Here is a 25,931-nt window from a genome sequence, read left to right as displayed (position 1 = left end):
CTTGCCTGAAAATCAGTGTTTTGTGTATTTTAAATGCGCTGTGTTTCCTTTTTGTAACGCCCGTCAGGGTAGCGTTGCTTTTTTGTAACGCCGTGCATTTGGCCAGCTCTTCATTCTTTTATCACCTTCGCATTGTCAACGCCGGGCATTTCATTGGCCGCGCCGACAGGATTTAAAAAGTCGAATGCGAATTGATATATGCTGATAAAGATTTACACATCCCTGTTGCTTGCAATGCTCTCCTCGTCACTCTTGCAGGCAGGAACTGTTAAAGGAAAATTACTGGAAGCCGCAACCGGCGAACCCGCATTGGGCGTGGTTGTGATGATTGAAGGAACAGACTTTCATGATGTATCCGGCCTGGACGGATCTTTTATAATTCCAAACCTGCAAAGCGGTTCCTACCGGCTCATTGTCCGGCATATTTCCTATGCCTCAACCCAGAAGGAATTTACAATTGATGCCAATGAAGTCGTGCAGCTGGACCTGTTACTGCAAACGGCGAGCGATCACGAACTGCATGAAATTGAGGTTTATGGAAAGAAAGACGGGACAAGCGATCAGTCGGCCAGGTCGCTGGAACGCAATGCAGGGCAAGTAATGAACATTGTCTCCGGCAAGTCGATCGAGATTTCGCCGGATCTGACCGTGGCCAATGTGATCCAGCGGATTTCAGGGGTTACCATTGAGCGCAACAGCAATGGTGACGGCCAGCATGCGATCCTGAGAGGCATGGATAAACGTTACAATTATACACTGGTAAACGGGGTGAAAATCCCGAGCCCGGATAACAAATACCGTTATGTGCCGCTGGACATTTTCCCGTCGGATCTGCTGGACAGACTGGAAGTGTACAAAGGATTGACGCCTTCGATGGAGGGCGATGCCGTAGGCGGGGCCATTAATATGGTCATGAAAGATGCGCCCGACCATTTCACTGTTTCCGGCACCATTTCCACGGGTTACAATGAGCTTTTTCTGAGACGTAATTTTATGGGTTACGATTTCAAAAACATTCAATCCAAATCTCCTTACGAGCGGGGTGGAAACCAGTATAATGCCACTCCACAGGATTTTACGAAAGCTCCGGTTGATTATTCTTCTAAATCCCCGCTTCCGAATCTGCTCGGCAGCCTGGCCATCGGAAACCGTTTTCTGAACAATAAGCTGGGGGTTTTGTTGGCGGGCAGCTATCAGAATACATTCCGCGGAAGCAACAGCCTTTTCTTTAATTCCGAAAGTGTGGATACGCTTCGTGGCGAAACGCTTACAAATATGAGCGAGCGGCAATATTCGGAGCAGCAGACGCGCTATGGCCTGCATTCCAAGATGGATTACCGCATTAATGACAAACACAAGATCCAGTTTTACAATGCATGGATGAGCCTTACCAATGTGCAGGTCCGGGATGTGAAATCGACGCAGCTGACCATTGGCGGTTACGATCCTGTGCTGGGCAATGCAACACTCGGTTATACCACGCGATCGAGGCTGACCAGGCAGCGGATTCTGAACAGTACGCTGCAAGGCAAGCATCAGCTCACAGGCCGTTTTGCCGTGCAATGGTCGGCGGTTTATTCCAAGGCAACCAATGAAGTGCCCGATAATGCCAATGTGCCTTTGCTGGGAATTCGTGAGAATTTTATTGAAAAACGGACGACGGCAGGAGACGCTACGAGGCGGTGGGAACACAACACGGATCGCGACTGGTCAGGATATCTGAATTTCACTTACGCATGGCCCATAGGCAATGTCCGGACCGAATGGTCGGCCGGCGGACTATATCGTGATAAAGCCAGAAGCAATTTTTACAACAATTACCAACTGCGGCCATCGCGCCCATTTGACCAGTTCGGAACCGATTTTACGGATTACACCCAGATCGGATGGGTTGTACAAAACCCGAGAGGGTCCGTTGCGTCCGCATTGAACTATGATGCAAGCGAGCAGATCAAGGCGGGTTATCTCCAATTTAAAGCAGGCACGGAGACACTGGAAGTGCTTGGCGGCGTCAGGGTGGAAGCAACGGACCAGGGTTATAAGATGCTTTTCCCGATCGGGGAGGAGCGCCCGGAAGGCAAGCAGGTTTACACCGACGTGTTGCCGAGCATTCATTTTAAATACAAAACCCGGGAAAATGTAAATCTCAGGGCCTCCTATTTCAGGTCGCTCAACCGCCCCGGCTTTTTCGAAATCGTTCCATATCGCATTGTGCAGGAAGAATATCAGGAACGCGGAAATGCAGATCTGAAAAGGGCAATAGCCGACAACATTGACCTGCGTTATGAGCTTTTTCCAAAGCCTGCGGAGCAACTGATGGTTGGGTTGTTTTACAAACACATCAAAGACCCGATTGAATACACCCTGCAACGCGATGCAAACCGGGGCCAGGACATTTACTATGCGCCCGGAAACTTTGGAAATGCAACCAATTACGGTCTGGAAGTGGATTATATCAAATATTTCAGGCTCATAGGCATCAAGGCGAACTACACTTATACGCATTCACAGATCACCACCCCGAAATCGAAACGCATCAGGGATGCCAAAGGCGATCTGGCAACGATCAGCGTAGACCAGACCCGTCCGCTCTATGGCCAGTCGGCGCATGTAGGAAATCTGTCGGTGCTGTTAAAGGATGCCGATCGCGGCATCGATGCGCAACTCGCAGGCTCGTATACGGGTGACCGTATCAATACAGTGGCGCAGTTTCTGGACAATGATCTTTGGCAAAAGGGCTTCGTACAATTGGATGCTTCTCTGGAGAAAACCTTCAAAAACGGTTTAGGAATATTTATCAAAGCCAATAATCTGCTCAACACACCTATGGAAGTGTATATGAAAACGCGGAGTCCGAAGAATGAAGGTGCGCCGGGCCAGGACCTGAGCGAGGGTACATTAATCAGAAGGGATTTTTACCAACGATCCTATTTGCTGGGAGCAAGAATCAAATTTTAAACAATTCATACAAAACAAAAAAACATGTACACGTTGAAAATGAAAAACACAATTCTGGCGGCGGGTTTAGCCATTTTCGCGCTGGCCAGCTGCAGTGATGATGATACGGAGCCTACGCCCGTTGTTCCGCCGGTTGTTGAAGAATCGGTTTCGGGCGAAGTTTCCGGTGTCTGGACCAAAGGCGGCACATATAAAATAACCGGGCACATTCAGGTCCCCGCAGGTAAGTCGCTGACCATTGAGGAAGGCGTCACGGTGTTGTTCAGCGACTCGGTTGTGAAACCCGAAGTAGTTGTGCTGGGTAACCTGTATAGCCTGGGTACGGCGGCGGCGCCCGTCAAATTTACGGTTCCCGATGCCTGGAAAACGCCGGGTAATCAATTCGGAAATCTTTGGGGCGGACTGGTTGCCGGACCCAACACGACCGAGCTGGTCCTGAGTAACACAATTCTCGAATACGGCGGTGCAGTAACGACAGAAGAGTCTCCATCCGTAAAAGCAGGACTTTACAAAGCCGAAGCTGGCGAGCACGTTCCGGTGGCTTATTTTATGAATATCAATGGTAAATTCATTGTTGTCAACAGCACGATCCGCAATTTCAACGAGGACGGATTTTACATTGAAGGAGGAAAAGTGATCATTGCCAATAACATGTTCTATACCACGGGCGTATCGGGCGGTGATGCGATCAATATCAAGTCCGGGGTGCAGGCAGATGTTGCTTTCAATGTCGTGTATAGTCCCAATACCAATGCATTGAAACTTTCAAACTCTGGTGAGCGCACGCCGCAGGCTTATGTTGTGGGCTATAACAACACGATTGTGAATGCAGGCTGGAGAAGGCCTACCACCAAAGGCGGGTCGATCTGGGTGGAATCGGGTGTTCGGGCGGATTTGTACAATAACCTGCTTGCCAACGACCGCTACGGCATCAAACGCGACGCGGGCGATCCGGAAGATGCGCGTTCGGTAATTGCGAACACATTCTACTACGGTGCAGACCAGACTACAACCAATCAGTTTCAGCCATCGGCCGAGATCGTGAAGGGAGCGAATGACCTTATCTCCGCAAAAGCCGGTGAGAATGATCCTAAGTTTGTGAACTATCCACTGACCACAGCCATGAACAACGCGGCGTTCAACATGCAGTGGGACTTTCATTTGCAGGCAGGTTCGCCTGCATTGGGCAAAGGAAAAACCGATTTTACCCGCTTGTACGCAGAGGGGCTGCTTGTGAACGGTGTTACTTACAAATCTCCCGCGCCAGCGAGCTTTGCCGGTGCATTTGGAACAAAATAATTTCAAACCCTCCCGGTGTGCACATGGCAGCATCGGGAGGGCTTTTTTTTGCTTTTTTAACTGGAATTTTGTGAAAGGATTTATCATTTTACTTTTTGGCTGCGGCTGCGTACTAACTTCCTGCGGTGAAAAAAAACAACTTCATGCCGATCAGGCAGCAGCTGCGGAGGACACGCTTGCCGTCATCAAGCCGCGCTATATAACAGACACCGTTGCGCATGACACCGACGATCCGGCTGTATGGATCAACGCGGCAGATCCCGCGGCGAGCCTCATCATTGGAACAGATAAAGACCAGAATGGCGGCTTGTATGTGTTTGACCTGAAAGGCAAAATGCTGAAAGACAAGACTGTACACGGCTTGCAGCGCCCCGATAATGTGGACATCGAGTATGGATTGATGCTCAACGGCAAGAAAACCGACATCGCTGTCACCACCGAACGTTTCACCCATAAGCTCCGGATTTATGCTTTACCAGATATGAAACCCTTGGATGGAGGCGGCATAGCAGTCTTTGAGGGACAGCAGGGTGAAAACCATCGCGACCTGATGGGAATTGCGCTTTACAAGAATGTTTCAGGAAAGATTTATGCAATCGTTGGCCGGAAATCCGGCCCTACGGATGGCACTTATTTGTGGCAATATTTGCTGGAAGACAATGGTAAGGGTATCGTGAAGGCGACATTGGTCCGGAAATTCGGTGCTTACAGCGGGCTGAAAGAGATCGAGGCCATAGCGGTGGATGATAAGTTGGGCTATGTATATTATTCCGATGAAGGCAAAGGCGTGCGGAAATACTACGCCGATCCCGAAAAGGGCAATGCAGAGCTGGCGTTGTTTGCAACAACCGGGTTTACCGAAGACCATGAAGGCATATCCATTTATGCGCTTACGGACAGCACTGGCTACATTCTCGTTTCGGATCAGGGAGCCAACAGTTTCCAGATCTTCCCACGTGAAGGAGATGCCGATGATGCTAACAAGCACACCCTTTTGAAAAAAATCACTGTGCTCGCAAACAAAAGCGATGGTTCTGAAACAGTTTCCGTTCCATTGAATGCCGATTTCCCAAAAGGACTCTTCGTTGTCATGAGCGATGATAAGACCTTCCACCTGTATCGCTGGGAAGATATTGCCGGCAGCACGCTTCTGAAAATAAAGTGACTTTTTTCCAAAAGAAGAGGCATAGCAGATTCTGGATATAAATTGTCCCGTATTAGTCAAAAGGAATAAAGCCGGACAGTAATGTCCGGCTTTATTCCTTTTGACTAATTGAGATTTCATTTAACAGGATCAATACCCCGGGTTCTGGTACATTTTGGTTGGGTCCAGTTTGTATTCGTCAAATGGGATCGGGTAGTAGCGGTCTTTGGGCCCAAAGTTCGATAGTTTGGCAAGACCAAAATTATCCTGGCTTTTGGCCTTGAAATACGCAACCAGCTCATCGGTTGAGAAGAAACGCAGCAGGTCAAACCAGCGGTGGTTTTCAAATGCCAGCTCCGCACGGCGCTCGTGAAGGATTGCCAGTTTCAATGTCGGGTATTTGGCGCGGTAAGCAGTATTACGGATCGATGCCGCGTATAATGGCAGCCCGGCGCGTTCCCTTACCTGATCCAGAAAGCCGATGGCGGCGGGTTCATTGCCGAGATACATATTGACTTCCGCCAGCATTAAAATCACATCAGCATAACGAATCAAAATCCAGTCATTTCCTCCAAAACCCTGGTTGGTTGCAGCCGGACTGGCGTCCCGGAATTTGGTAATGAAATAATCGCGTACGATGGGGTCGTTGGCAAATTTGATGTTGAAATCCTTTCTAACATCCGCTTCCTCATAATCCAACACAAGATCAGGCGTAACATTGCCACCAGCCCCGGTTGAGTTGATCAATGAGTTGATCGTTTCGCCTTTTGCCTGATTATTCCGCGCAATGGCAGAAGAAAAGTTAATGTCGCCCTGCTTGTTAACCACCTGGAAAATGATTTCAGGCACCGTGGATTTTTTGGCTACATCGAAAACATCCGCATAAGGGATCTCCTTCAATGTCCCGAAAGTGCGCAGCTCATAGCATGTGGTCAGATGGTTTTTTGCTTTGTTCAGGTTCTCGGTCCGGTTTGCCGGGGCCAGTGTGGTCGCCATGGTCAGATAAACCTGTCCGAGTAATGCATTCGCCGCAGCTTTGGTCACTTTTCCTTTGGTAGCAGTTGTCTGGGCATTAGGTAATGTGCTGTTGACGGCGTCGGTTAAGTCTGTGACAATCTGTTGGTACACTATATCCTGCTTCTCCCGGAACGTGCTTGCCTGCACTTCGGCAAATGTCAATGGGCGGGTGATCAATGGCACGTCGCCCCATCTCCGCACCAGGTGGAAGTAGATGAGCGCACGCATGAATTTGGCTTCTGCCTTGTATTTTTCTTTCAGGTCATTGTCCGTGAAATTTACTTTTTCAATCCCCTCCAAAACCTGGTTCGAGCGCGTAATGGTCTGGTATAATGCCAGCCAGTGGCTTTTAAGGTAAGTGTTGCTGGGCAAAAGTGAAAAATCATTGAACTGGAACGGCTCACCCGCGTTGGACTGGTTGTCATTCCGGCCGGTATTGTCCGATCGTTCTTCGCTGTAAAGCGCGCTCGTTTCGCCGATTCCGTTCCCATTGCGCAACGACTGATAAATGCCATTCACGGCCGCTTCCACTTCGCCGGGAGACTGGTAGAATGATGCATTGGAAACCGCATTGGGATTTTCAAGGTCAATAAAATCAGTGGAGCAGGAGGTTAGCACGCAAAGTGCGAGCGCAGTAAGGATATGGGAAAATTTATATTTTGTGTCAAACATGGCTGCTGAATTAAAATGTGATACGGGCACCAATGTTATAGGCGCGGGCAAGTGGATATTTACCATAATCGACACCCGGCGTCAGGTTCGAACCATTGTTGTAATCAACTTCCGGGTTATAGCCGAGATATTTGGTCAGGGTAAATGCATTGTCTACTCCAACGTAAATCCGCAGGTTACTGATCGCATTTTTGCTGATCTGGGCAATCTGAGGGAAATTGTAGGCCAATGTCAGGTTCGTACATCTCAGGAAAGAACCATCCTGCAGGTAGAATGTCGATAACCGCGTGCTGTTGCTTTGCGTGCCTCCGCGTGCAGCGCGATAAATTTTTCCATCCCCCGGCTGAGCTTCGGAACGGTAACGGTTCAGTACTTTAGAATACTGGTTACCCGAACCTTCCATATTGAAAATGTAATAATCCTGTCCGTCCAGCACCTGGTTGCCGTAGATCCCGTTGAACGACGAGCTGAAATCGAAATTTTTGTAGCTGGCCGAAATAGCAAATCCGTAAGTGAATTTCGGATGCGGTGTGCCGATCACCTGCTTATCCGCATCATTCACAACCCCGTCACCATTGATATCTTCGAAATAAAGATCACCCGGACGCAGCGGGTTTGTAGAAGCCGTTGAACGCGCAGGGCCTTTCAACACATAACCGGCTGGGAATTTTTGGGTGGATGCATTGTAAGCAGCATTATCCGCTTCCAGGTTCTCCATATCCGCTTCGCGAACCATGCCTTTTACTTTGAACCCATAAAACATACCGATGGGTTGTCCCTGCTGTGTAATATGCGTTATATAGGAACGCTCAGCGCCTGTCGACAGGATCGTATTAGCACCTCCCATATCAAGGACCTTGTTGCGGTTTACCGAAAAATTACCGGTGATGTTCAGGTTAAAATCACGTTTCGAAATCACGCGTGCGTCGGCCTGGATATCAAACCCGGTGTTCTGCACTTTCGAGTTTTTCAGGTTTGTCAGAATGGTCGACGAGCCCGAAATCGCTGACAGCGGCTGGTTGAAAAGCAGGTTGTAAGAGCGGCTCAGATAGTAGTTGGCAATGATGGAAAGCCTGTCTTCAAACAATCCCAGGTCCAGCCCCACATTGTATTGCGAAGTAGATTCCCAGCCCAGATCCTGGTCCTTGATTCCCTCCGCCCACAATGCAGTATTCACCGATCCGTTCCCGAAAACCACGCCGCCCGGAGCGGCCATTGTTTGCAGGAAGTTATAGTTACCAATGTTGTTATTCCCGCTCAGTCCCCAGCTTGCGCGCAATTTCATAGTGGAGGCTTTGCCCAGCAGATCATTGTAAAACGGCTCATTCGAAATGTTCCAGCCTGCCGAAACAGATGGGAAGCTTCCCCAGCGGTTATTAGGACCGAAACGCGACGATCCGTCGGTGCGGAATGATGCCGTCAGGTAATATTTGTTGTCAAAATTGTAAACGGCGCGGGCCAGATAGGAGAGCAGCGTCCAGTCGGTTTTACCGGTGCCATCGCCTTCGGGATTACCCGTGTTGAGGCCAAAGTAAATGGCATCTGCGCCTTTCCCGGTAATCTCCTCGATCCGGTCATTCTGGAATCCGCGTGCTGTAACCGAAATCACATCACGGTTGTTCTGCTGCGCAGTATAACCTACCAGTCCGTCGAAGCTGTGCTTGCCCCATGCTTTTTTGTAATTAAGGGTAAATTCGGCAAGCTTATCCATGAAGTTTACCGTGCGCGCCACAGCATTTGCTGCCGCAATGGCCTGTGGCGATCCCGGCGGGTTGGCACCCTCGCTGAGGCTGGTGGGGCGGTAGAATTCGTATTTTTCGCTGTAAGTCTGCAAGCCCAGGTTAACCTTGAAATTCAGGTCCTTGACGATCTCAAACGTTGCAAAACCATTGTATGTCCCACGCTGACCGGTTCTATTAATGTGCGTTTCCGTGGCTAGTGCCACCGGGTTTTCAATGGATTGCAAACCAAACCCCGAGCTCAGTGCCGCCGCCTCGTTCTTGGCCAGAGAGCCGTCTTCATTATAAGCTTTGAAAATCGGCATATAAACCAGCGCGCCCAGTATCGGTCCCTGGTTGAAGCGCCCTTCCTGCACTTCGCGGTTGGTATTATAGGTAAATGCCAGGTTAGCGCCGACTTTCACCTTCTTGTTGACATCGGCATCGATGTTCGCCCGGAAATTGGTACGTTCCTGCTTGGTGCTCAGGATAACGCCTTGCTGGGTAAGGTGCCCGCCGCTAAGCGCATAGCGAAGTCCTTTTTGCCCACCGCTGAAACTGATGTTATGACGGCTTACCGGCGCATTGCGGTAAAGTTCATCCTGCCAGTCGGTGTTATATTTAGGTGTGATCACCCGCTGGTTTGCAAAATCATAAATGTCGTTTGGGATACTTACCGACCCTGCACTGCCGCCCAGGTTCTTGATCCGGGTTGCATTGTCGTCCGAAAACATCGCATCGTTCCATTGCTTGCCTCCGCTCACCATCAGGTCACGGTAAGTGTTGTTACGACCGTCGATCAGCAATTGGGCGAAATCCGACGAATTGAGCATATCCACTTTCTTGGCCAGCTGATGCACTCCGAACTGGTAGTCATATTCCAGCTTCCCTTTGCCTTCCTTCCCGCGCTTCGTTGTGATCAGGACAACGCCGCCTGCTGCACGCGAGCCGTAAATGGCTGCGGACGCAGCATCTTTCAGAATATCAATCGATTCAATGTCATTGGGATTGATAAATACATCATTACCAGCAGGATAGCCATCAACAACATAAAGCGGATCTGAACTCGCATTGATAGAGCCGACGCCCCGTACACGGATTTTAGTGCCGACGTAGGGCGCACCGCTCACTTGCGAAATCTGCACACCAGCCACTTTCCCGACCAAAGCCTGGCCTATGGTAGGCGTAGTCAGGTTCAATTCTTTTGCTTTTACACTCGAAACTGCACCTGTCAGATCGCTTTTTCTGAGCGTCTGGTAACCCACCGCCACAACCTCATCGAGCATCATTGCATCTTGCTTCAATTGTATATTGAGTGGTTTTTCATCAGATATCACCACTTCATGCGCAAGGAACCCGACGAACGAAAACACCAGGGTAGCACCCGCAGCGGCCTCGATTACAAATTCTCCGTTCACATCCGTAACCGCACCGCGGCTGCTGTTTCCCTTTTCAATCACCGTAACACCCAGCAAAGGATCTCCGTTGTCGTCAAGCACACGGCCAGTCACCCGGATTTTCGGGGCCTGGGTCCCGGCTTCCATGTTGGAGTCATGGCGCTTTGCTCCGGCCGCCCCTGCGGGGCTGAATGCACTGAAAACCAGAGAACCAGCAATTACCACATGGACAATGGGTAAAAGTAGTTTTTTCATAAAATGATTATAAATTTAATTTTAACAAGAAGACACTTTTTGTTTCTTGCTGTTTGAAACAAAAAAAGCGCCCCATAAGGGCGCAAAAGTAACTTTCCCGTGTTAAGCCACGAGGCGATAAATGTTAAGGTAATGTGAATTTTACAAGACAACCTAAGCCCTGGCGACTCCGGTCATATCAAGCATAAAATGGTGCAGCTCGGTGTTTTTGACAAAAGGTTTAAGGGTTTCGCTTCCCGGTCCGAACATCGCCAGTTCCACGTAATCCGCAGAATGATCCATTCCTGCCCAGCCTATTCCAGTATAATGTGTCTGGATTCCAGCCAACTCCCGGAAGAGCGGTTTGTTGGCAATGTACAGGCCCGACTCATTTTTGTTTCCGAACCGCGCCAGGATTTTTTCGGCTTCGGATTGCTTGATGGCATAACCCTGTGCAAATTCGATTCGCTCGATGAGCTGCGCCGCGGTGGGCACTTTATCGAGCTCACCCAGGATCCAGTTGTTGGTATGCTTAAACTTTTGCAGCAGATCAAACTGCTTGTCGCTGCCAAAAAGACCCGGATTGGCATTGCCATGATCTGTGGTAATAATCACAAGCGTCTCTTTGTCTTTTGAGGCAAAATCCAATGCTACCTGGACCGCCTGGTCAAACGCGACCTGGTCATACAGCAAACCGCCCGCATCATTGGAATGTGCCGCCCAGTCCACTTTTCCTGCTTCGATCTGGACCGCAAATCCCTTTGGGTTTTTTGATAATAGATCAAGCGTCTTTTGCGTCATTTCGGCCAATGTCGGAACAGCTTTTTGCAGCCGTTCATCCTGGAATGTATCCAGCGAGTAGGGAAGCGCACCTTCGCAGTACACACCCATGATCGGTTTTTGTGTATTGTTGAGGCCAAGCATTGCATCGCGGCTGCGCGCTACCGTGTAACCGGCTTTTTCGTAGGCCGCAAAAAGGTCCGTTTTATCCTTGCGTTTTTCAGCAGAAAAAAACTCCGCGCCGCCACCCATCATCACGTCGAATTTCAGGTCCAGATATTGATCTGCAATTTCCGACTCATCACCGCGAGACTTATTATTGATGCAAAATCCGGCAGGGGTGGCATGCGTGATCGTCACCGATGTTACGCAGCCAACCGATTTTCCTGCCTCTTTGAATTTTTGTAAAATTGGTTTGTTAAAACTCCCGTCCGCATTCACGTTCAGGTTTCCGTTCGGGACTTTTCTGCCGCCTCCCCACGCCGAGCTTCCGGCCGCTGAATCGGTAACGAGTGCATTGGAAGAAGAGGTTTCCATGAACGCCCGGCGACCGGTTTGTTCGGCATACAGCTTCATCCAGCTGCTCATGCGCCCGTCTTTCCGGTTGAGTAACAGGTCCGCCATGTTCAGCGTCCCCGTGCTCATGCCGTCACTGACCATGAAAATGATATTCTTTGCACCCTGCTTTCCCCTGGAAAATGTTTTGGCGTCGCTTCGCTCGCCAAAAAGCGTCATGTGCCCGGCAAGGAGCCCGGCAGAACCGTTTGTAAAAAAGTCCCTTCTGTTCATTTGAGGCTCGGTATATTCAGTTTTAGCTTACCGCAAAACTAGTCGAGCGCGTATTATCGTCAGGTTAAGATGTGGGTCCGGATATGAAGAAAGTGTTATCAGTTGGACTTGTTTCTTTCTGTTTTTGTAAAATCAAAATACTTGTAGTTGCCTAATACGGACATTTCAAGCTGTAACTTGTAAGTGCCCCAATCATACTTCGCCTCGGCTGTTATCACTTGTTTTTTTGCATTGTTGTCAGCTGCTTTCTGGTTTTGCAGAAACTCCGATAATGCGCGGCCGTCCATTTGTGACGGGGCTTTGAGACCATAAAGGGCGAGCACTGTCGGTGCTATGTCAATGTTTGAAGTCGGGAGCTCGCTGGTAAATGCATTTTTGAAGTCCGGGCCATCAGCAAAAAAAGCAATGTTGATCTCATAAGGGCTCGATCCGCCGTGCCCGGCAACGCCTCCCGAAAAGTCGGTTCCGGCAAAGCCTTTGTCATTTTTATCGTCGTTCCAGTTGGGTGCCACGAGGATATCGCCTGAACGCGTCGGGTGATTGTAGTGAATCGCGTCAAAGGACAATGTTCCCTTGACCGAGCCGGCCATATCACCTTTCTTTTTGGGTTTGGTAAAGACCGCGCCGATCCAGTCCGTTTTATGCATTAAGGCTACAATTTTTTCGATCTGGTTTTTATCATGGTTTTTTACATAAATAGCGCCCTCTGCAATCACCACGTCATCAGATTCTTTATCCTTTTTCAAACCCTCCGCAATGAGAAGGTCTGTTATGTCCTGCTTGCCGGTGTGGGTCACAAAACCATGATCGGTTGAGATCAGCAGATTGAACTTTTCCTTTAATCCCCTGCTGGACAGCGAATCCAGGATGCGGCCAAACTGCGCGTCCACATACTTGATCGCCGCCACTGCCTGGTCTGAGCCTATGCCATAACGGTGCGCAGCGCCATCGGGATCTGAGAACCAGATTGCACTCACGAGCGGGCCGTCATTTTTCAAGCCATATTGCAGCAATGCGTCTGCGATCCATTTGTGTTTGATAAAAACATCGCCGGTTCCTTTCGGCATAGGGCCAATGCCGGCCATCACCTGCGCCTTAAACGATTCCGGCAGTATCAATTCCTGATTGATAATCGCGCCCTTACCGACTTTATGGTTTTGCAAAAATGCCTGTCCTGTGGTTCCTGAGCTGAAAACCATCATTTTGCCGCCAGCCGCTTCCAGCACTTCACCCAGTGAAACAGCCGTTAGCAGACGACCATTCTCCGAATCCTGCGCTCTCATAAGATCCGGGTAAGTCGTGCCGATCGCTTTGTTAGGATTCACTTTCGGAAAGTAAACGGCGTTACCGAGAAGTCCGTGCGTGCCAGGATAGGACCCTGTTGCGTAGGACGATGAATTCACCCGCGTTACCGTCGGAAATACGCTGTGATGGTTTTTTCCGTACGAAGCTTTTTGTTTAAATGCATATAAATTGGGCATTTGCTCCTCCGTAATGTAGTCCGGACGAAGGCCATCGAAGAACACAATGAGCGTTTTGTTCTTGCCGTCCAAAGACTTTTCCGCGGCGGGATTTTGTGCTTGCGCGATAGGGGCAGCGAAGGCAGTCCAAACGATCAGGACTGCCCGGGCGGTGGTTATATTTCTGAAAATCATATAGTAATGAAAATAAACGGATTTGAAAAACTACTTATCCCACCACACTTTAATGTTGCTGTCGTCACCACCCATGGAAGCAACGGCTCCGGCCAGGGCCTCGGGGTTAAGCGATTGCAGATAAGTAGGATAGGGGACGCGCGAAGGGAATGTGTTTTCCGCCGGGATGCCCGCTCCACGCGGCAGCACAGGATATCCGGTTCTTCGTTTCTCGAACCACGATTGATAATCCACAAAAAAGAACGCATAATACTTTTGCAGCATAATTTGCTCCAATTGCTTTTCTGCGGAGGCCGCTGCGTTGAAGGCAATGCCCGGCTGGTCAGCAAAACCTGCCGGAACGGTCACTCCCCACTGCGCCATAGAGGCGGCAATGCCCGATTCATAATGCTGTCTGGCCGTGGAGCCGGTTTTGAAACCTTTCAATGCGAGTTCGGCTTTGATGAATTCAACTTCGGCCCAGGTCATCATTACGCCCAGCTGCGGCAAGGTTTTCAATGCATCCGAATAACTGGAATTGCTTCCCACGGCATATTCCAATGTGGTAGGGTAGCCGCTTTCAATGCCACGAAACACATTGTCACTCCCGGATTTCACCTGAGTTGCCCATGCGGCCCGACGCGGGTCGGCGAGGTCGTTCATGCGATCCATGAAAAATTTGGTATAATAATTCCCGTCACGCCAGTCCACCTGGCGGGCGTTGTAAAATGGATTGAAGAATGGAAATGTGCCGGGATAGCGGAAAATAGCTTCCTCCGAATTGGCCGTAAATACAGGGTTTGCAGTCGGATCAGCAAGAATAGCAGTAAGCTGTTCCTTTACATTCACTTCGCCCTCACGCTTGGAAATCCGGAGCAGTAACCTTAATCTGAGCGAGTTGCAGAACTTCTTCCATTTAACGATCCCCGGATTTTTTCCACCAGACAATGCATTGGTATTATAAAGCATGTCACCACCATAAGTAAGCGCTTTCGTGTCGTCCAGCAGCGTGTTAGCCGTTTCCAGGTTCTTTAATAGCTGAATGTAAATGTCCTTTTGCTTATCAAAGGTCGGCTTAAAATTGCCTTCAATGGCTTTGGTGGCCTGCGAATAAGGTACGTCCCCGTAAAGATCGGTCAGGATGGAATAGGCCCAGCTTTTGTAAATCAGCGAAATGGCCTTGTAATTATTTTCATTCAAACGATCCGCGATCAGGTAAATGTCTTCAATATCATTCAGATACGTGTAAAAGTTGTTCCAAACGCCGCTTCCGGGATTTACAATGTAGCGGTGCAAACCTCCGCCGCCGGCACTGGCCCGCGGCGCGTCTACCTGCATGAGCTCATGCGTAAAATTGCGGCTGGCATTCACCGTGCTGTTCACGATCTGGTATTGCAATTGTCCCAGCATCACGCCCGGGGTTATTTCTTTGGGGCGGTTGGGGTCCGTATTGAGCTCTTCGAAATTGTTGGTGCAGGATCCAAGTAGCGTTAGGACTAGCAAAAAGGGAATATATGCTTTTTTAAACATGATTTCTTTGGGTTAGAATTTCAGGGTAAGGTTCATTCCCATGGTCCGGGTGGAAGGGAATTGGGCCAGTTCTACGCCCGGCGTCAGGGTGCCGTTGTTCAGGTTTCCGCCCTCCGGGTCGAAGCCGGGAAATTTGGTAAAATTGAAAAGGTCCCTCCCGAAAACAGCCAGACTGGTCTGGCGTACGCCGATTTTAGAAAGAAGTGCCTGCGGCAGATTAAACTCAACCCTTAGCTCGCGGATTTTCAGGAAAGAAGCGTCGAAAATGTTGGTTTCGGCATTTGCGATCTGGTAATAGTTGTCGTAATAGGAGCTGGCGGGCACTTTTACGGTGTTAGGCGTAAAACTTCCGTCCGGCTGCTTCACCACACCCTGGCCAATGATCCCGTCTTCGCGGCCCGGTAATGTGACCTTTGTTTTGCCTAGTGTATTGTTTTTGTGGGAAGTTTGCGAGAACATGTCTCCGCCCATTTGTCCGTCGAGCAGCAGGCTTACACGCACGTTGCGGATCGTAAATTCATTGGAAAAACTCGCTTTCCAGTCTGCAAATGCATTCCCCCATTTTTTGGCCGTTGGGTCCAGGGCGGCGGGAAGCCCTACCGAAGAATAAATGATCTGGCCATCCGGTGCGCGCTGAAAGCCGCGGCCATACATATCGCCCATCAAACCGCCCACGCGCGCTTCAATGCTCACATTGGTGTTATGCGCGTAAATGACCTGATTGGTAATGCCCGATGCAAGTTCTTTTACATAACTTCTGTTTCTTGACCAAAGTAATGTCGTGTTCCAGCTGAAATTCCGGGATGTAACTGGTTTGCCCGTCAGCTTGATCTCCACGCCGCGGCTGTTGATAAGCCCTGCATTGATCAATGCATTGTTATATCCTGAAACCGGGTCCAACGGAATAGCCAGAATCTGGTTGCGGCTGTTGTTATTATAGTAAGCCACATCCAGGCCCACCAGGTTTTTAAGCAGGCGGATATCCAGGCCAAACTCATAACTGGCCGTGATCTCAGGTTTCAGGTCAGCGTTGAAAAGGGTGTTGGAATTGGTAAAGCTGTTTCCGTAGATCCGGTCGTAATAGCGGGCCGTCTGATACGGACGTGTATCATTTCCAACCTGTGCCCATGAAGCCCGGAACTTGGCAAACGAGATCGCACGCGGCAATGCAAAAAGCTCATTCAGCAAAAAGCTGGAACTCACGGAAGGATAAAAGAACGAGTTGTTGCCATAAGGCAATGTGCTCGACCAGTCATTGCGGCCCGTTACGTCCAAAAAGACTTTTTCGTCCCACGAAAACTGTGTCGCGGCGTAAATGCTGTTGATGGCTTTTTTGGTTTTCAAAGGATCGGCCACCGCCTGGTCCAGGCTGTTGGAAATCTGGTAAATGCCGGGCTGTGCAAGCTGGTCGGCATACATGCCGGCAAAGTCGTACGACTGCCGCATGGCGTTGCCTCCCGCCGAAGCCGTAACGTCGATAAGATTGGCTATTTTGTCTTTATAATTTAATAAAAAGTCCGTATTGGACTCGTAGGTAAATACATTCTGCTCGCGATACATGCCACGCGGGTAGCGCGTCATGCTGAACGGGCGCTGCTGTGAACGGAATTCAAAGGCCATATCCAGGCCCGTGCGCACCATAAGGTCCAGTTTTGGAGAGATCTCGTAATTGGCGGACACATTGCCGATGAACCCGTGTTTGTTCATCTTGTTCAGCATTTCATACATGCCCAGGTAAGGGTTATCAGGCGTAGGGTTGAACGGGCTTCTTTGTTTCACATTTTCCAAACCTGGCTCCCAGTAAGGCTTAAACCATTCGGGCTTAATGTTCGGCGTCGTTCCCAGGATCAGGAAATACATGAGCGACTGGTTGTTATAGCCGGCCATAGGCAGATTGCCGCTTTTCTTGTTGGTGTAGTTTGCCTTCCCGTTAATTTTCAGCCTGTTTGAAACTTTCTGGTTGACAGAAAGTGCCGCATTAATCCTCTCAAAGCCTGTGTTGGGGATAATCCATTTATTTTTCAAATGCGTCAAAGACAAGCGCGCAGAGCCGTTTTCTCCACCGCCTTCAACAGAAATACTGTTTGAAAATGTAGTCCCTGTCTGGAAAAATCCGGAAATGTAGTCTTTGTTGGCAACCCACGGCGTGCGGACCGTCGGGCGGCCGTCCGGTGCATCGGGGTTATACTGGTAATACATCTGGCCGTTGAACTTGGGGCCCCAGGCCCGGCCGGCTGCCACTGTGGTTGCGGTGTTAGGGCCGTCTTCGCTGTCGAGATAGGAAAAATAAGCGCCGCTTCTTCCTTCTCCATATTCAAACTGATAGTCGGGATAGCGATTGATTTGTTCAAAACTGAAATTGGAATTCACCGTTACCCCAATGCCCCTGTCCTGACGAACGCCGGACTTGGTAGTGATAATGATGGCCCCGCCCGCGGCGCGGCTTCCGTACAATGCCGTAGCGCCCGGACCTTTCAGCACGGTTACTTTTTCGATATCATCGGGATTAATGTCCGACAAGCTCGACCCGTAATCCACCGGACTGTCGGCAGAAAGGTGCGAATTAAAGCCTGTTCCTGTAATGCGGCTGCTGACCGGCACACCATCCACAACGATCAAAGCCTGGTTGTTGTCCAGGTTGAGCGAGGATTCTCCCCGCAATGTTATGCGTGCAGAGCCCATAGGTCCCGCGCCTGCACCCTGAATGTTCAGCCCGGCCACTTTTCCGGACAATGTATTGACCCAATTGTTGGATTTGGCATCTTTCACTGCGTTTTCATTGATAGTCTGCGCGGCAAAACCGAGTGATTTTTCTTCACGTTTGATGCCCAAAGCCGTAACAACCACCTCATTAAGCAGTTTGTTGTCCTCTTTCAATGTAATGTTCAGCACGCTGCGGTTGCCGATTGTATGTTCCTCCGAAAGAAAACCAATGGCAGAAAAAATAAAGGTGGCGCTGATCGAAGGCGCTGAGAGCGTATAGGCACCATTGCCATCAGTTGTCGTTCCCGAATTGCTGCCTTTGATAAGAATGCTTACACCTGGAAGAGCTTCACCCGTAGCGGCGGTTACCTTACCGGTGACGGTTACAGCCTGTGCGGATGTTTGCAGCGACATGCCGCAGCCGACCAGCAATGCAAAGATTGCGTGTAGTAAATGTTGTTTCATTCGTAATAGGGGTTAAGTGAGCGCCGGAAGCGGGGTTTGCGCCGGTCGTTTTTTAAAACCCCAAAGGTATTTCTGTCAGGTGCAGCAGGTTGTTAAGCGCAGGTTATGGATTTGTTATGAAAAAGTTGGCTGGTGATCTCGTTTCCAAACTTTTAAATCATGTCTCTGTATAACCCGGCATCGCAGAACGTCACATTTTACACCACTTGCGAAAAGCCAGGAGCGAGAACAGCAAACCGCAGGCGTAGATCAGCAGGAGAGGTATTTTGTATAAAACCAATAAGGTAAGCGCTATAAATCCAAAGAGAAACACCTGGAATGCGTTTTCAGGCAATCCGGATCTTTTGTAAATATATAAATGCGAAACGATGACGATAGCAGCACCCAGCATGTACAACTGCAACACCGCTGAAAAGCCAAGGCCTCCGTGGCGGAGCATGACGATCGTCTCCGGCAAGATCAGCACCAAATGCGGAATGACTATACTGACCCAGCGTTTTGAGAGCGAAGCGGGCAACGATCTTCCCCAAAGCCAGATTTCACTTTCCCATTTATACAATTCCAGCGAAATGCCCAGATTGAGCAGATAGGCAAGCGACATGCCCACAGCCGGCATTCTTATGTCGTATTCGCCAGAGCTGTAATAAAGCATCGTTCCCGCTGCTACCAGCATTGCTCCCAGCTTTCCCACCAGGAGGGTGATGCTGCGCTCCCGCAAAAGCCACTCCATGGACCAGTATAGCGCTGATGCAGGCCTTGGGAAAGGCCATTGTATGATTTGCTTTCCTTTGACCGGCACATATAAAACCGGCTTTCTGATGCGCCACTCCGCCGCGATAACCAGCATGACTATCAGAACAATGTAAAATGGAATCACCGGCCAAAGTCGGGTTGTCAGCTTGTCCTGAATGGCAATGACGAGCAGGTAAGTACCGTAGTAAAGAATGGGTTGCAGTAAGCCCAAAGCCTGTATGGTGAACCTCCGAGTGCGAACGAAGGCAGGCCACGTGCGGACGTGATAAATGAACTTGTACTCAGGTAATTTCCAGGTGCTGATCAAAAATTGAATGCATATCAGGCTATAAATGAGCCAGATCGTAAAAAGTGCAAGCATTCCGTATATGCCGCCTGTCAGGAAGAAAACGGCGAAAGCGTGGTGTTCATTGGCACTTAAAAAGCCAAATAGCAAGCCTAACAGTACCAGGAACGTTCCGGCGCGTTGCCTGAAAAATACTGAGACCGTGGAGACCAGCAGCATTTTCATAATGCAGTGGTCGCGATGAGTGTTTTGTCTTTTAACCGAAAACTTTGGGAAACATGCAAGCCTTCCTGCTCGAACAGCTGATGCGATGACAGCAGGAAAGTGACGCCGTTGCGATCATATTCCTTAATCAGTTCAAAAAGCACTTTCCGTGCTTCCCGGTCGATGGTGATCAGCGGCTCGTCGAGAATGATAACGGCGGGGTTTCCCAGAAATGCGAGCAGTAAGGACACCTTTTTCGCCATCCCGCTGGAACAGCTCCCGAATGGATTTTGCAGGTAATTAATCCCGAATGCTTCAATGAGCTTTTCACTTTGCCCCCGCGGAGCTCGCTGCGCTTCGGCAACGAAAGCGATCAGGTCTGCGGGTGTAAGAAACGAAGGATAAAGCGGCTCTGCTTCACCGAGATTCAGGCGGAGTCGGTATTCTACGGGATCTTTTTTTTGATCGTAAGTGCCGTCGAGTATGATGCTTCCGTCAAACGGCAACATACCGGCCAGCGTCCTGAAAAGCGTTGACTTTCCTGCGCCGTTCTCACCTTGTATCCAATAAATTCCCTTTTCAATTGAAAATGACGGGATCGAAAGAATTTCGCGCTCGCCATAACGCTGCCTGAGCTGCCTGATTTCTAAAACCATTGTAAAACAAATTTAAGGAATTCTAACTTTGCATTGCTCAAATGGTTGTTTTGGGCAGGCAAATTAAGAAAGGATCCTTTTGTAGTCCATCATCAGCGGAGCATCCGGCTGGAAATAAAGAATATTAAATTGACAAATGTGAAGACGGTACTGATTATTGATGATGAAGAAAAGCTCCGTTCACTGCTGGCCAGGATCATCCGGGCGGAAGGCTTTGAAGTGTTGGAAGCAGGCGATTGTAAATCAGGGCTGGCGAAGATAGATAACCCTTTGATTGATGCCGTGCTCTGCGACGTAAGGCTGCCCGATGGCAATGGCGTTGAACTCGTTCCCATTTTAAAAAGCCGTAACCCGCAGGCCGAGATTATTTTGCTGACCGCCAACGGCAACATTGCCGACGGAGTTCAGGCCATGAAAAACGGGGCGATGGATTACATTGTGAAAGGCGATGATAATGACAAGATCCTGCCGCTGCTGGACAAAGCAATTGAAAAGGCGCAGCTTAAAAAGAAAGTGAAAACGCTGGAAGCGATTGTTTCCAATAAATTTTCATTTGACAAAGTCATAGGAACGTCGCAGCCCATCAATGACGCGATCAGCCTGGCTAAAAAAGTGGCCGCAACCGACACGGCGGTGCTGCTCACCGGGGAGACGGGAACGGGAAAGGAAGTGTTCGCGCAAGCCATCCATTACAACAGCCCGCGTGCCGATAAAAACTTCGTTGCACTCAATTGCAGCGCTTTTGGAAGGGACATGATCGAAAGCGAGCTTTTCGGTTACAAGCAAGGCGCATTTACCGGCGCGCAAAAAGACAAACGCGGACTTTTGGAAGAAGCCCATAACGGGACGTTATTCCTGGATGAGATCGGGGAGCTGCCGCTTGAATTGCAGGCCAAATTATTGCGCGTGCTAGAAACGCACGAGTTCATTAAATTGGGTGATACTAAAACAATTAAATCAAATTTCAGATTGATCGCCGCCACCAACCGTGATTTGAAGACCGAGTCGGAGCAGCACAGGTTCAGGGCAGACCTTTATTTCAGATTAAATGTATTTCAGATCCAGCTGCCGCCACTCAGGGACCGGGTAAAGGATATCCCTTTGCTGCTGGATTTTTTTCTTGATTATTTCTGCAAACAGTCCAATAAGCCGAACCTGGGCTATTCGAAAGATTTTCTTAAACACCTGGAAAGCTACGAATGGAATGGCAATATCCGAGAACTGAAAAATGTGGTTGAAAGGGCAGTGATCATCAGCGACGGTGAACTGGAAATTGCCAGCCTGCCATCCAATGTCCAGGAGTCGGCGCCATTGAAGAGTCAGCAGCTCTCCGCTTTTTCGATGGCAAGCATTGAAAAATTACACATTCAGAAAGTACTCAATTACTGCAAAGGCAACAAGGCAGAAACGGCCCGTTTGCTCGAAATAGGAATAGCAACGCTGTATCGTAAAATCGAAGAGTACGGCCTTCAAAGTTCCGGTCAATAGCCGGCCCAACTGCTAAGGCACCCTATATTTTTGATAGGGTGCCCTATCAAAATGATAAGGTTCCAGAATATTAAAAATTCCCCCAAAAAGCATTAAATGGCTGATATATAGCTATTTAAATACGCAATGAAAAGTTTGGTATGCCTTTGGAATGTTTGGTATCAATGATCGCTCTTTTCGGGCATCAGCGAACAGGCATTCACTTAAACATTACATATCATGCTTACAATCCTCTTAGTTGCCGCAGGCTGTTTATGCTTCGCGCTTTTTTACCAATCCGTCCACTTTTTTGAAAAGATCTGACATGGCAGCACTACTTGTTGTATCCATCGGTGTGTTTGTCTACATGTGCTATGTGCTCATCAAACCAGAGAAATTTTAACGGGCCCGCTATCAATTTTTAAATAAAATGAACTCAGAAATTTTAGGCGTCATTGCCATGTATGGAGTTACTATCCTGTTGGCCATCCCATTCGGAAAGTACATTGCCAAAGTCTACGCAGGAGAAAAGACGCTGCTCGATCCCGTATTCAATCCCCTGGAAAATATTTTCTTCCGCATCAGCGGCATCGACCGCAAAGCAGAAATGAACTGGAAACAACACCTGGTGGCCATGCTGACCATTAATTTTGTGTGGTTCCTGCTCGGCATGTTTGTGTTGATGAACCAGGGCTGGCTGCCGCTGAACCCGGACGGAAATCCCGGACAAACGGCGGATCTGGCATTCAACACCAGCATATCCTTTGTGGTCAACTGCAACCTGCAGCATTATTCGGGCGAAAGCGGGGTAAGTTATCTTTCGCAGCTCTTCTTAATGTTTCTACAATTTGTAAGTGCAGCCACGGGGATGGCCGCAGCGGTTGTTTTATTTATTGCATTAAAACAAAAAGCGACCGACAAGCTCGGTAACTTTTACAATCTAATGCTGATCTCCTGCACGAGAATTTTATTGCCCGCGTCCATTGTCGTAGCCAGCATCCTCGCATTCAACGGCACGCCGATGACCTTTGAAGGAAAAGACAGCATGATCGGCATGCAGGGCGACACGGTGGCAGTCTCCACAGGTCCGGTGGCGGCTTTTGTGGCGATCAAACATTTGGGAACAAACGGCGGCGGGTTTTACGGGACCAACTCGGCCCACCCGCTCGAAAACCCGAATTACCTCACCAACATGGTTGAAATGTTCTCGCAAATGATTATTCCGCTGGCCATGATTTTTGCGCTGGGATTCTTTTTGAAAAGAAAGAAAATGGCCTGGATGATCTTCGGCGTCATGACCATTGGGTTCTTGCTGCTTTGCTTGCCAACGATCATGTGGGAAACAAAAGGTAACCCGGCCATTGCGCAAATGGGCATAGACATGAGCACCGGCGCGATGGAAGGTAAGGAATCCAGGATCGGCAGTGCGGCTTCGGGATTTTGGAGTATAGCCACCACCGTTATATCCACAGGCTCGGTAAACTCCATGCACGACAGTGCCACGCCGCTATCCGGAATGATGCAGCTCCTGGCGATGATGACCAATGCATTTTACGGCGGCTGCGGGGTCGGGATCCTGAATTTCTTCATCTTCATCATTCTGGCTGTATTTATCAGCGGACTTATGGTAGGGCGTACGCCTGAGTTTTTAGGTAAAAAAATTGAAGGACGTGAAATGAAGATCGCCATGATCGTAGCCCTTCTGCACCCATTATTGATATTGGCCGGGACGGCGCTGGCAGCAGCATTCCCCGCAATCACCTCTGCTAATCTGAACAATCCCGGTTTTCACGGATTCAGCGAGATGCTGTATGAATACACTTCTTCGGCAGCCAATAATGGGAGCGGGTTTGAAGGGTTGGGCGATAATAATCCGTGGTGGAACATTACAACAGGCTTTATACTAATCCTTTCGCGCTTCATCCCCATCATCGGGCCCGTCGCGATTGCAGGACTTTTAGCCAATAAAAAATATATCCCCGAAAGTGCCGGCACGCTGCGGACAGATTCAGCCACATTCGGGATGATGGTCATGGCCGTCATCGCAATCATCACGGCCCTTTCATTCTTCCCAGCATTAACCCTAGGCCCAATCGCCGAGTATTTCAGCCTGTAATCAGCACAAGTTAACTGACTAACAACATAAAACGGGCACCGGAATTGAAGCCGCGCTCCTAACATCCAATGAAAAATCAAAATGCATCCTTGTTCCAAAAGGATCTGGTGAATCAGGCTTTAAGACAGTCTTTTACCAAATTGAACCCCAAAATCATGTTTCGTAATCCGGTCATGTTTACCGTTGAAATAGGCACATTCGTCATGTTTGTGGTGTGTTTGTGGATCTTATCGGGAAACACTTCCCAGGGCAGTTTTGGCTATAATTTTGTGATCTTTCTGATCCTGCTGCTCACATTATTGTTTGCCAATTTCGCCGAAGCCATCGCCGAAGCACGGGGAAAAGCGCAAGCCGACAGCTTACGGAAGACACGCGAAGAAACACCCGCCAAACTGGTCGTCGACAACAAACCCGGCTTCTCAGTATCGACCCAAAGTGTGATGTCGGCCCGGATGAAAAAAGGGGATATTTTTATCTGTGAAGCCGGCGACAACATTGCCACCGACGGCGAGATCATCGAAGGGCTCGCCACCATCGACGAGAGCGCCATCACAGGTGAATCTGCGCCAGTGATCCGCGAAGCAGGCGGCGACAAAAGCAGCGTCACGGGTGGCACGAAAGTGCTTTCCGACAAGATAAAAGTCATGGTAACGACTGCGCCGGGCGAGAGTTTTCTGGATAAAATGATTGCCTTGGTAGAAGGAGCGAGCCGCCAGAAAACGCCCAATGAAATCGCATTGACTATCCTGCTGGCCGGGTTTACACTTGTGTTTGTGATCGTATGTGTGACGCTGAAACCCTTCGCCGATTATTCGAATACGCCCATTACCATTGCGGCATTCATCTCCCTCTTCGTATGCCTGATCCCGACTACGATCGGCGGCTTGCTTTCTGCAATAGGCATTGCGGGCATGGACCGTGCGTTGCGTGCCAATGTGATTACTAAGTCGGGCAAGGCTGTGGAAACAGCCGGCGACATAGATGTGCTTTTGCTGGACAAAACGGGAACGATCACCATTGGAAACAGAAAGGCCACGCGCTTTCACGCTGCCAAAGGCATTGCCGACAATCACTTCAGCAAAGCCGCCGTACTCAGCTCAATCGCCGATGAAACGCCGGAAGGAAAATCCATCCTGGAACTGGCCAATGCCACGCCGACATCTTATCAGATTTCCAATCCCACATTCATCAAGTTTACCGCAGAAACACGCAGCTCCGGCGTCGACTTCGAAGGCACGCGAATCCGCAAAGGCGCATTTGACTCGATCCGCACCCTGGTTACCAGCGCTGGAAATGCATTTCCCGCTGAGATTGAAGAAAGTGTAAAAGCCATTTCCAACAATGGCGGCACACCGCTCGTGGTTTCGGAAAATGAGCGTGTGCTGGGCGTGGTGGAGTTGCAGGACATTATAAAGCCCGGCATCAGCGAGCGCTTTGAAAGACTTCGTAAAATGGGTGTCAAAACGGTAATGGTTACCGGCGATAACCCGCTTACCGCCAAGTTTATTGCTGAAAAAGCCGGTGTGGACGATTTCATCGCCGAAGCCAAGCCCGAGGACAAGATGAACTACATCAAAAAAGAGCAGGAAGGCGGTAAGCTTGTGGCCATGATGGGGGACGGAACCAATGACGCACCCGCCCTCGCACAAGCTGATGTAGGCGTGGCTATGAACAGCGGCACGCAGGCAGCTAAGGAAGCCGGTAACATGGTGGATCTGGACAATGATCCGACGAAACTGATCGAAATCGTCGAAATTGGAAAGCAGCTGTTAATGACCCGCGGAACGCTGACCACATTCTCGATTGCGAATGACGTCGCTAAATATTTCGCCATCATTCCAGCCCTTTTCATCGCCAGCATACCAGCCTTGCAAGGCCTGAATATCATGCGCCTCAACAGTCCCGAAAGCGCCATCCTGTCCGCCGTGATCTTCAACGCCGTCATCATCCCGTTCCTCATCCCGCTGGCACTAAAAGGCGTGGCCTACAAACCCATAGGCGCCAGCGCCCTGCTAAGAAGAAACCTCTTCATCTACGGCCTGGGAGGCATATTGGTGCCATTTGCAGGGATAAAGGTCATTGACCTGGTAGTAAGTATCTGGATTTAAA

General features: G+C 49.5%; 15 protein-coding genes. 7 read left to right on the top strand and 8 right to left on the bottom strand.

Going from position 1 to position 25,931, the window contains the following annotated elements:
• Positions 1-198: 198 nt before the first annotated feature.
• From NFI80_RS08360 to NFI80_RS08350, 3 genes are all read left to right on the top strand, one after another.
• A complete protein-coding gene (locus tag NFI80_RS08360; protein ID WP_235163459.1) occupies positions 199-2,958 on the top strand; it encodes a TonB-dependent receptor in 2,760 nt (919 codons plus the stop codon).
• Between the two features lie 39 nt (positions 2,959-2,997).
• On the top strand, positions 2,998-4,257 hold the full coding sequence (locus NFI80_RS08355) for a right-handed parallel beta-helix repeat-containing protein (protein ID WP_235163460.1): 1,260 nt from the start codon (positions 2,998-3,000) through the stop codon (positions 4,255-4,257).
• A 70-nt stretch (positions 4,258-4,327) separates the two neighbouring features.
• Positions 4,328-5,422 (top strand): phytase, encoded by a 1,095-nt coding sequence (locus NFI80_RS08350; RefSeq protein WP_235163461.1) that lies wholly within the window; start codon positions 4,328-4,330, stop codon positions 5,420-5,422.
• 129 nt (positions 5,423-5,551) lie between these two features.
• Here NFI80_RS08350 and NFI80_RS08345 read toward each other — a convergent pair whose 3' ends face one another.
• From NFI80_RS08345 to NFI80_RS08310, 8 genes are all read right to left on the bottom strand, one after another.
• Positions 5,552-7,090, bottom strand: a complete 1,539-nt coding sequence (locus NFI80_RS08345; protein WP_235163462.1) for a RagB/SusD family nutrient uptake outer membrane protein — start codon at positions 7,088-7,090, stop codon at positions 5,552-5,554.
• Positions 7,091-7,100: 10 nt separating this feature from the next.
• Positions 7,101-10,460: a SusC/RagA family TonB-linked outer membrane protein gene (locus NFI80_RS08340; RefSeq protein ID WP_235163463.1), complete on the bottom strand. Its 3,360-nt coding sequence runs from the start codon at positions 10,458-10,460 to the stop codon at positions 7,101-7,103.
• A 153-nt stretch (positions 10,461-10,613) separates the two neighbouring features.
• A complete protein-coding gene (locus NFI80_RS08335) occupies positions 10,614-12,008 on the bottom strand; it encodes an alkaline phosphatase (RefSeq protein WP_235163464.1) in 1,395 nt (464 codons plus the stop codon).
• A gap of 98 nt (positions 12,009-12,106) precedes the next feature.
• Positions 12,107-13,663: an alkaline phosphatase family protein gene (locus NFI80_RS08330; RefSeq protein WP_235163465.1), complete on the bottom strand. Its 1,557-nt coding sequence runs from the start codon at positions 13,661-13,663 to the stop codon at positions 12,107-12,109.
• Positions 13,664-13,693: 30 nt separating this feature from the next.
• Positions 13,694-15,172 (bottom strand): SusD/RagB family nutrient-binding outer membrane lipoprotein, encoded by a 1,479-nt coding sequence (locus NFI80_RS08325; protein WP_235163466.1) that lies wholly within the window; start codon positions 15,170-15,172, stop codon positions 13,694-13,696.
• 12 nt (positions 15,173-15,184) lie between these two features.
• Positions 15,185-18,340 carry a SusC/RagA family TonB-linked outer membrane protein gene (locus NFI80_RS08320; protein WP_235163467.1) on the bottom strand — a complete coding sequence of 1,052 codons (3,156 nt, stop codon included), beginning with the start codon at positions 18,338-18,340 and terminating at the stop codon, positions 15,185-15,187.
• A gap of 190 nt (positions 18,341-18,530) precedes the next feature.
• Positions 18,531-19,604, bottom strand: a complete 1,074-nt coding sequence (locus NFI80_RS08315; protein WP_235163468.1) for a hypothetical protein — start codon at positions 19,602-19,604, stop codon at positions 18,531-18,533.
• Entirely contained in the window at positions 19,601-20,239 is a 639-nt protein-coding gene (locus tag NFI80_RS08310) for an ABC transporter ATP-binding protein (RefSeq protein ID WP_233798730.1), read from the bottom strand. Before NFI80_RS08310 ends, NFI80_RS08315 begins: the two co-directional genes overlap by 4 nt.
• A 138-nt stretch (positions 20,240-20,377) precedes the next feature.
• Here NFI80_RS08310 and NFI80_RS08305 point away from each other — a divergent pair, with 138 nt between their 5' ends.
• From NFI80_RS08305 to kdpB, 4 genes are all read left to right on the top strand, one after another.
• Positions 20,378-21,727 (top strand): sigma-54-dependent transcriptional regulator, encoded by a 1,350-nt coding sequence (locus tag NFI80_RS08305; RefSeq protein ID WP_235163469.1) that lies wholly within the window; start codon positions 20,378-20,380, stop codon positions 21,725-21,727.
• A gap of 304 nt (positions 21,728-22,031) precedes the next feature.
• A complete protein-coding gene (kdpF, locus tag NFI80_RS25685) occupies positions 22,032-22,109 on the top strand; it encodes a K(+)-transporting ATPase subunit F (protein WP_084439444.1) in 78 nt (25 codons plus the stop codon).
• Between the two features lie 27 nt (positions 22,110-22,136).
• The gene (kdpA, locus tag NFI80_RS08300) at positions 22,137-23,822 is read left to right on the top strand and encodes a potassium-transporting ATPase subunit KdpA (RefSeq protein ID WP_235163470.1); all 1,686 of its coding nucleotides are present in this window, start codon (positions 22,137-22,139) and stop codon (positions 23,820-23,822) included.
• A 68-nt stretch (positions 23,823-23,890) separates the two neighbouring features.
• Positions 23,891-25,930, top strand: coding sequence for a potassium-transporting ATPase subunit KdpB (kdpB, locus tag NFI80_RS08295; RefSeq protein WP_235163471.1), 2,040 nt, complete (start codon positions 23,891-23,893; stop codon positions 25,928-25,930).
• The last annotated feature ends 1 nt before the right edge of the window (position 25,931 follow it).

This window comes from Dyadobacter chenhuakuii, assembly GCF_023821985.2.
GTDB classification, from domain to species: Bacteria; Bacteroidota; Bacteroidia; order Cytophagales; family Spirosomataceae; genus Dyadobacter; species Dyadobacter chenhuakuii.
Note: the sequence above shows the minus strand (reverse complement) of the source record. Positions and strands in the feature narration are given on the sequence as shown.

Coding starts and splice junctions, on each gene's coding strand:
- NFI80_RS08360 (WP_235163459.1), top strand. CDS start 199: ATGCTGATAAAGATTTACACATCCCTGTTGCTTGCAATGCTCTCCTCG.
- NFI80_RS08355 (WP_235163460.1), top strand. CDS start 2,998: ATGAAAAACACAATTCTGGCGGCGGGTTTAGCCATTTTCGCGCTGGCC.
- NFI80_RS08345 (WP_235163462.1), bottom strand. CDS start 7,090: ATGTTTGACACAAAATATAAATTTTCCCATATCCTTACTGCGCTCGCA.
- NFI80_RS08340 (WP_235163463.1), bottom strand. CDS start 10,460: ATGAAAAAACTACTTTTACCCATTGTCCATGTGGTAATTGCTGGTTCT.
- NFI80_RS08335 (WP_235163464.1), bottom strand. CDS start 12,008: ATGAACAGAAGGGACTTTTTTACAAACGGTTCTGCCGGGCTCCTTGCC.
- NFI80_RS08330 (WP_235163465.1), bottom strand. CDS start 13,663: ATGATTTTCAGAAATATAACCACCGCCCGGGCAGTCCTGATCGTTTGG.
- NFI80_RS08325 (WP_235163466.1), bottom strand. CDS start 15,172: ATGTTTAAAAAAGCATATATTCCCTTTTTGCTAGTCCTAACGCTACTT.
- NFI80_RS08320 (WP_235163467.1), bottom strand. CDS start 18,340: ATGAAACAACATTTACTACACGCAATCTTTGCATTGCTGGTCGGCTGC.
- NFI80_RS08315 (WP_235163468.1), bottom strand. CDS start 19,604: ATGAAAATGCTGCTGGTCTCCACGGTCTCAGTATTTTTCAGGCAACGC.
- NFI80_RS08310 (WP_233798730.1), bottom strand. CDS start 20,239: ATGGTTTTAGAAATCAGGCAGCTCAGGCAGCGTTATGGCGAGCGCGAA.
- kdpF (WP_084439444.1), top strand. CDS start 22,032: ATGGCAGCACTACTTGTTGTATCCATCGGTGTGTTTGTCTACATGTGC.
- kdpA (WP_235163470.1), top strand. CDS start 22,137: ATGAACTCAGAAATTTTAGGCGTCATTGCCATGTATGGAGTTACTATC.
- kdpB (WP_235163471.1), top strand. CDS start 23,891: ATGAAAAATCAAAATGCATCCTTGTTCCAAAAGGATCTGGTGAATCAG.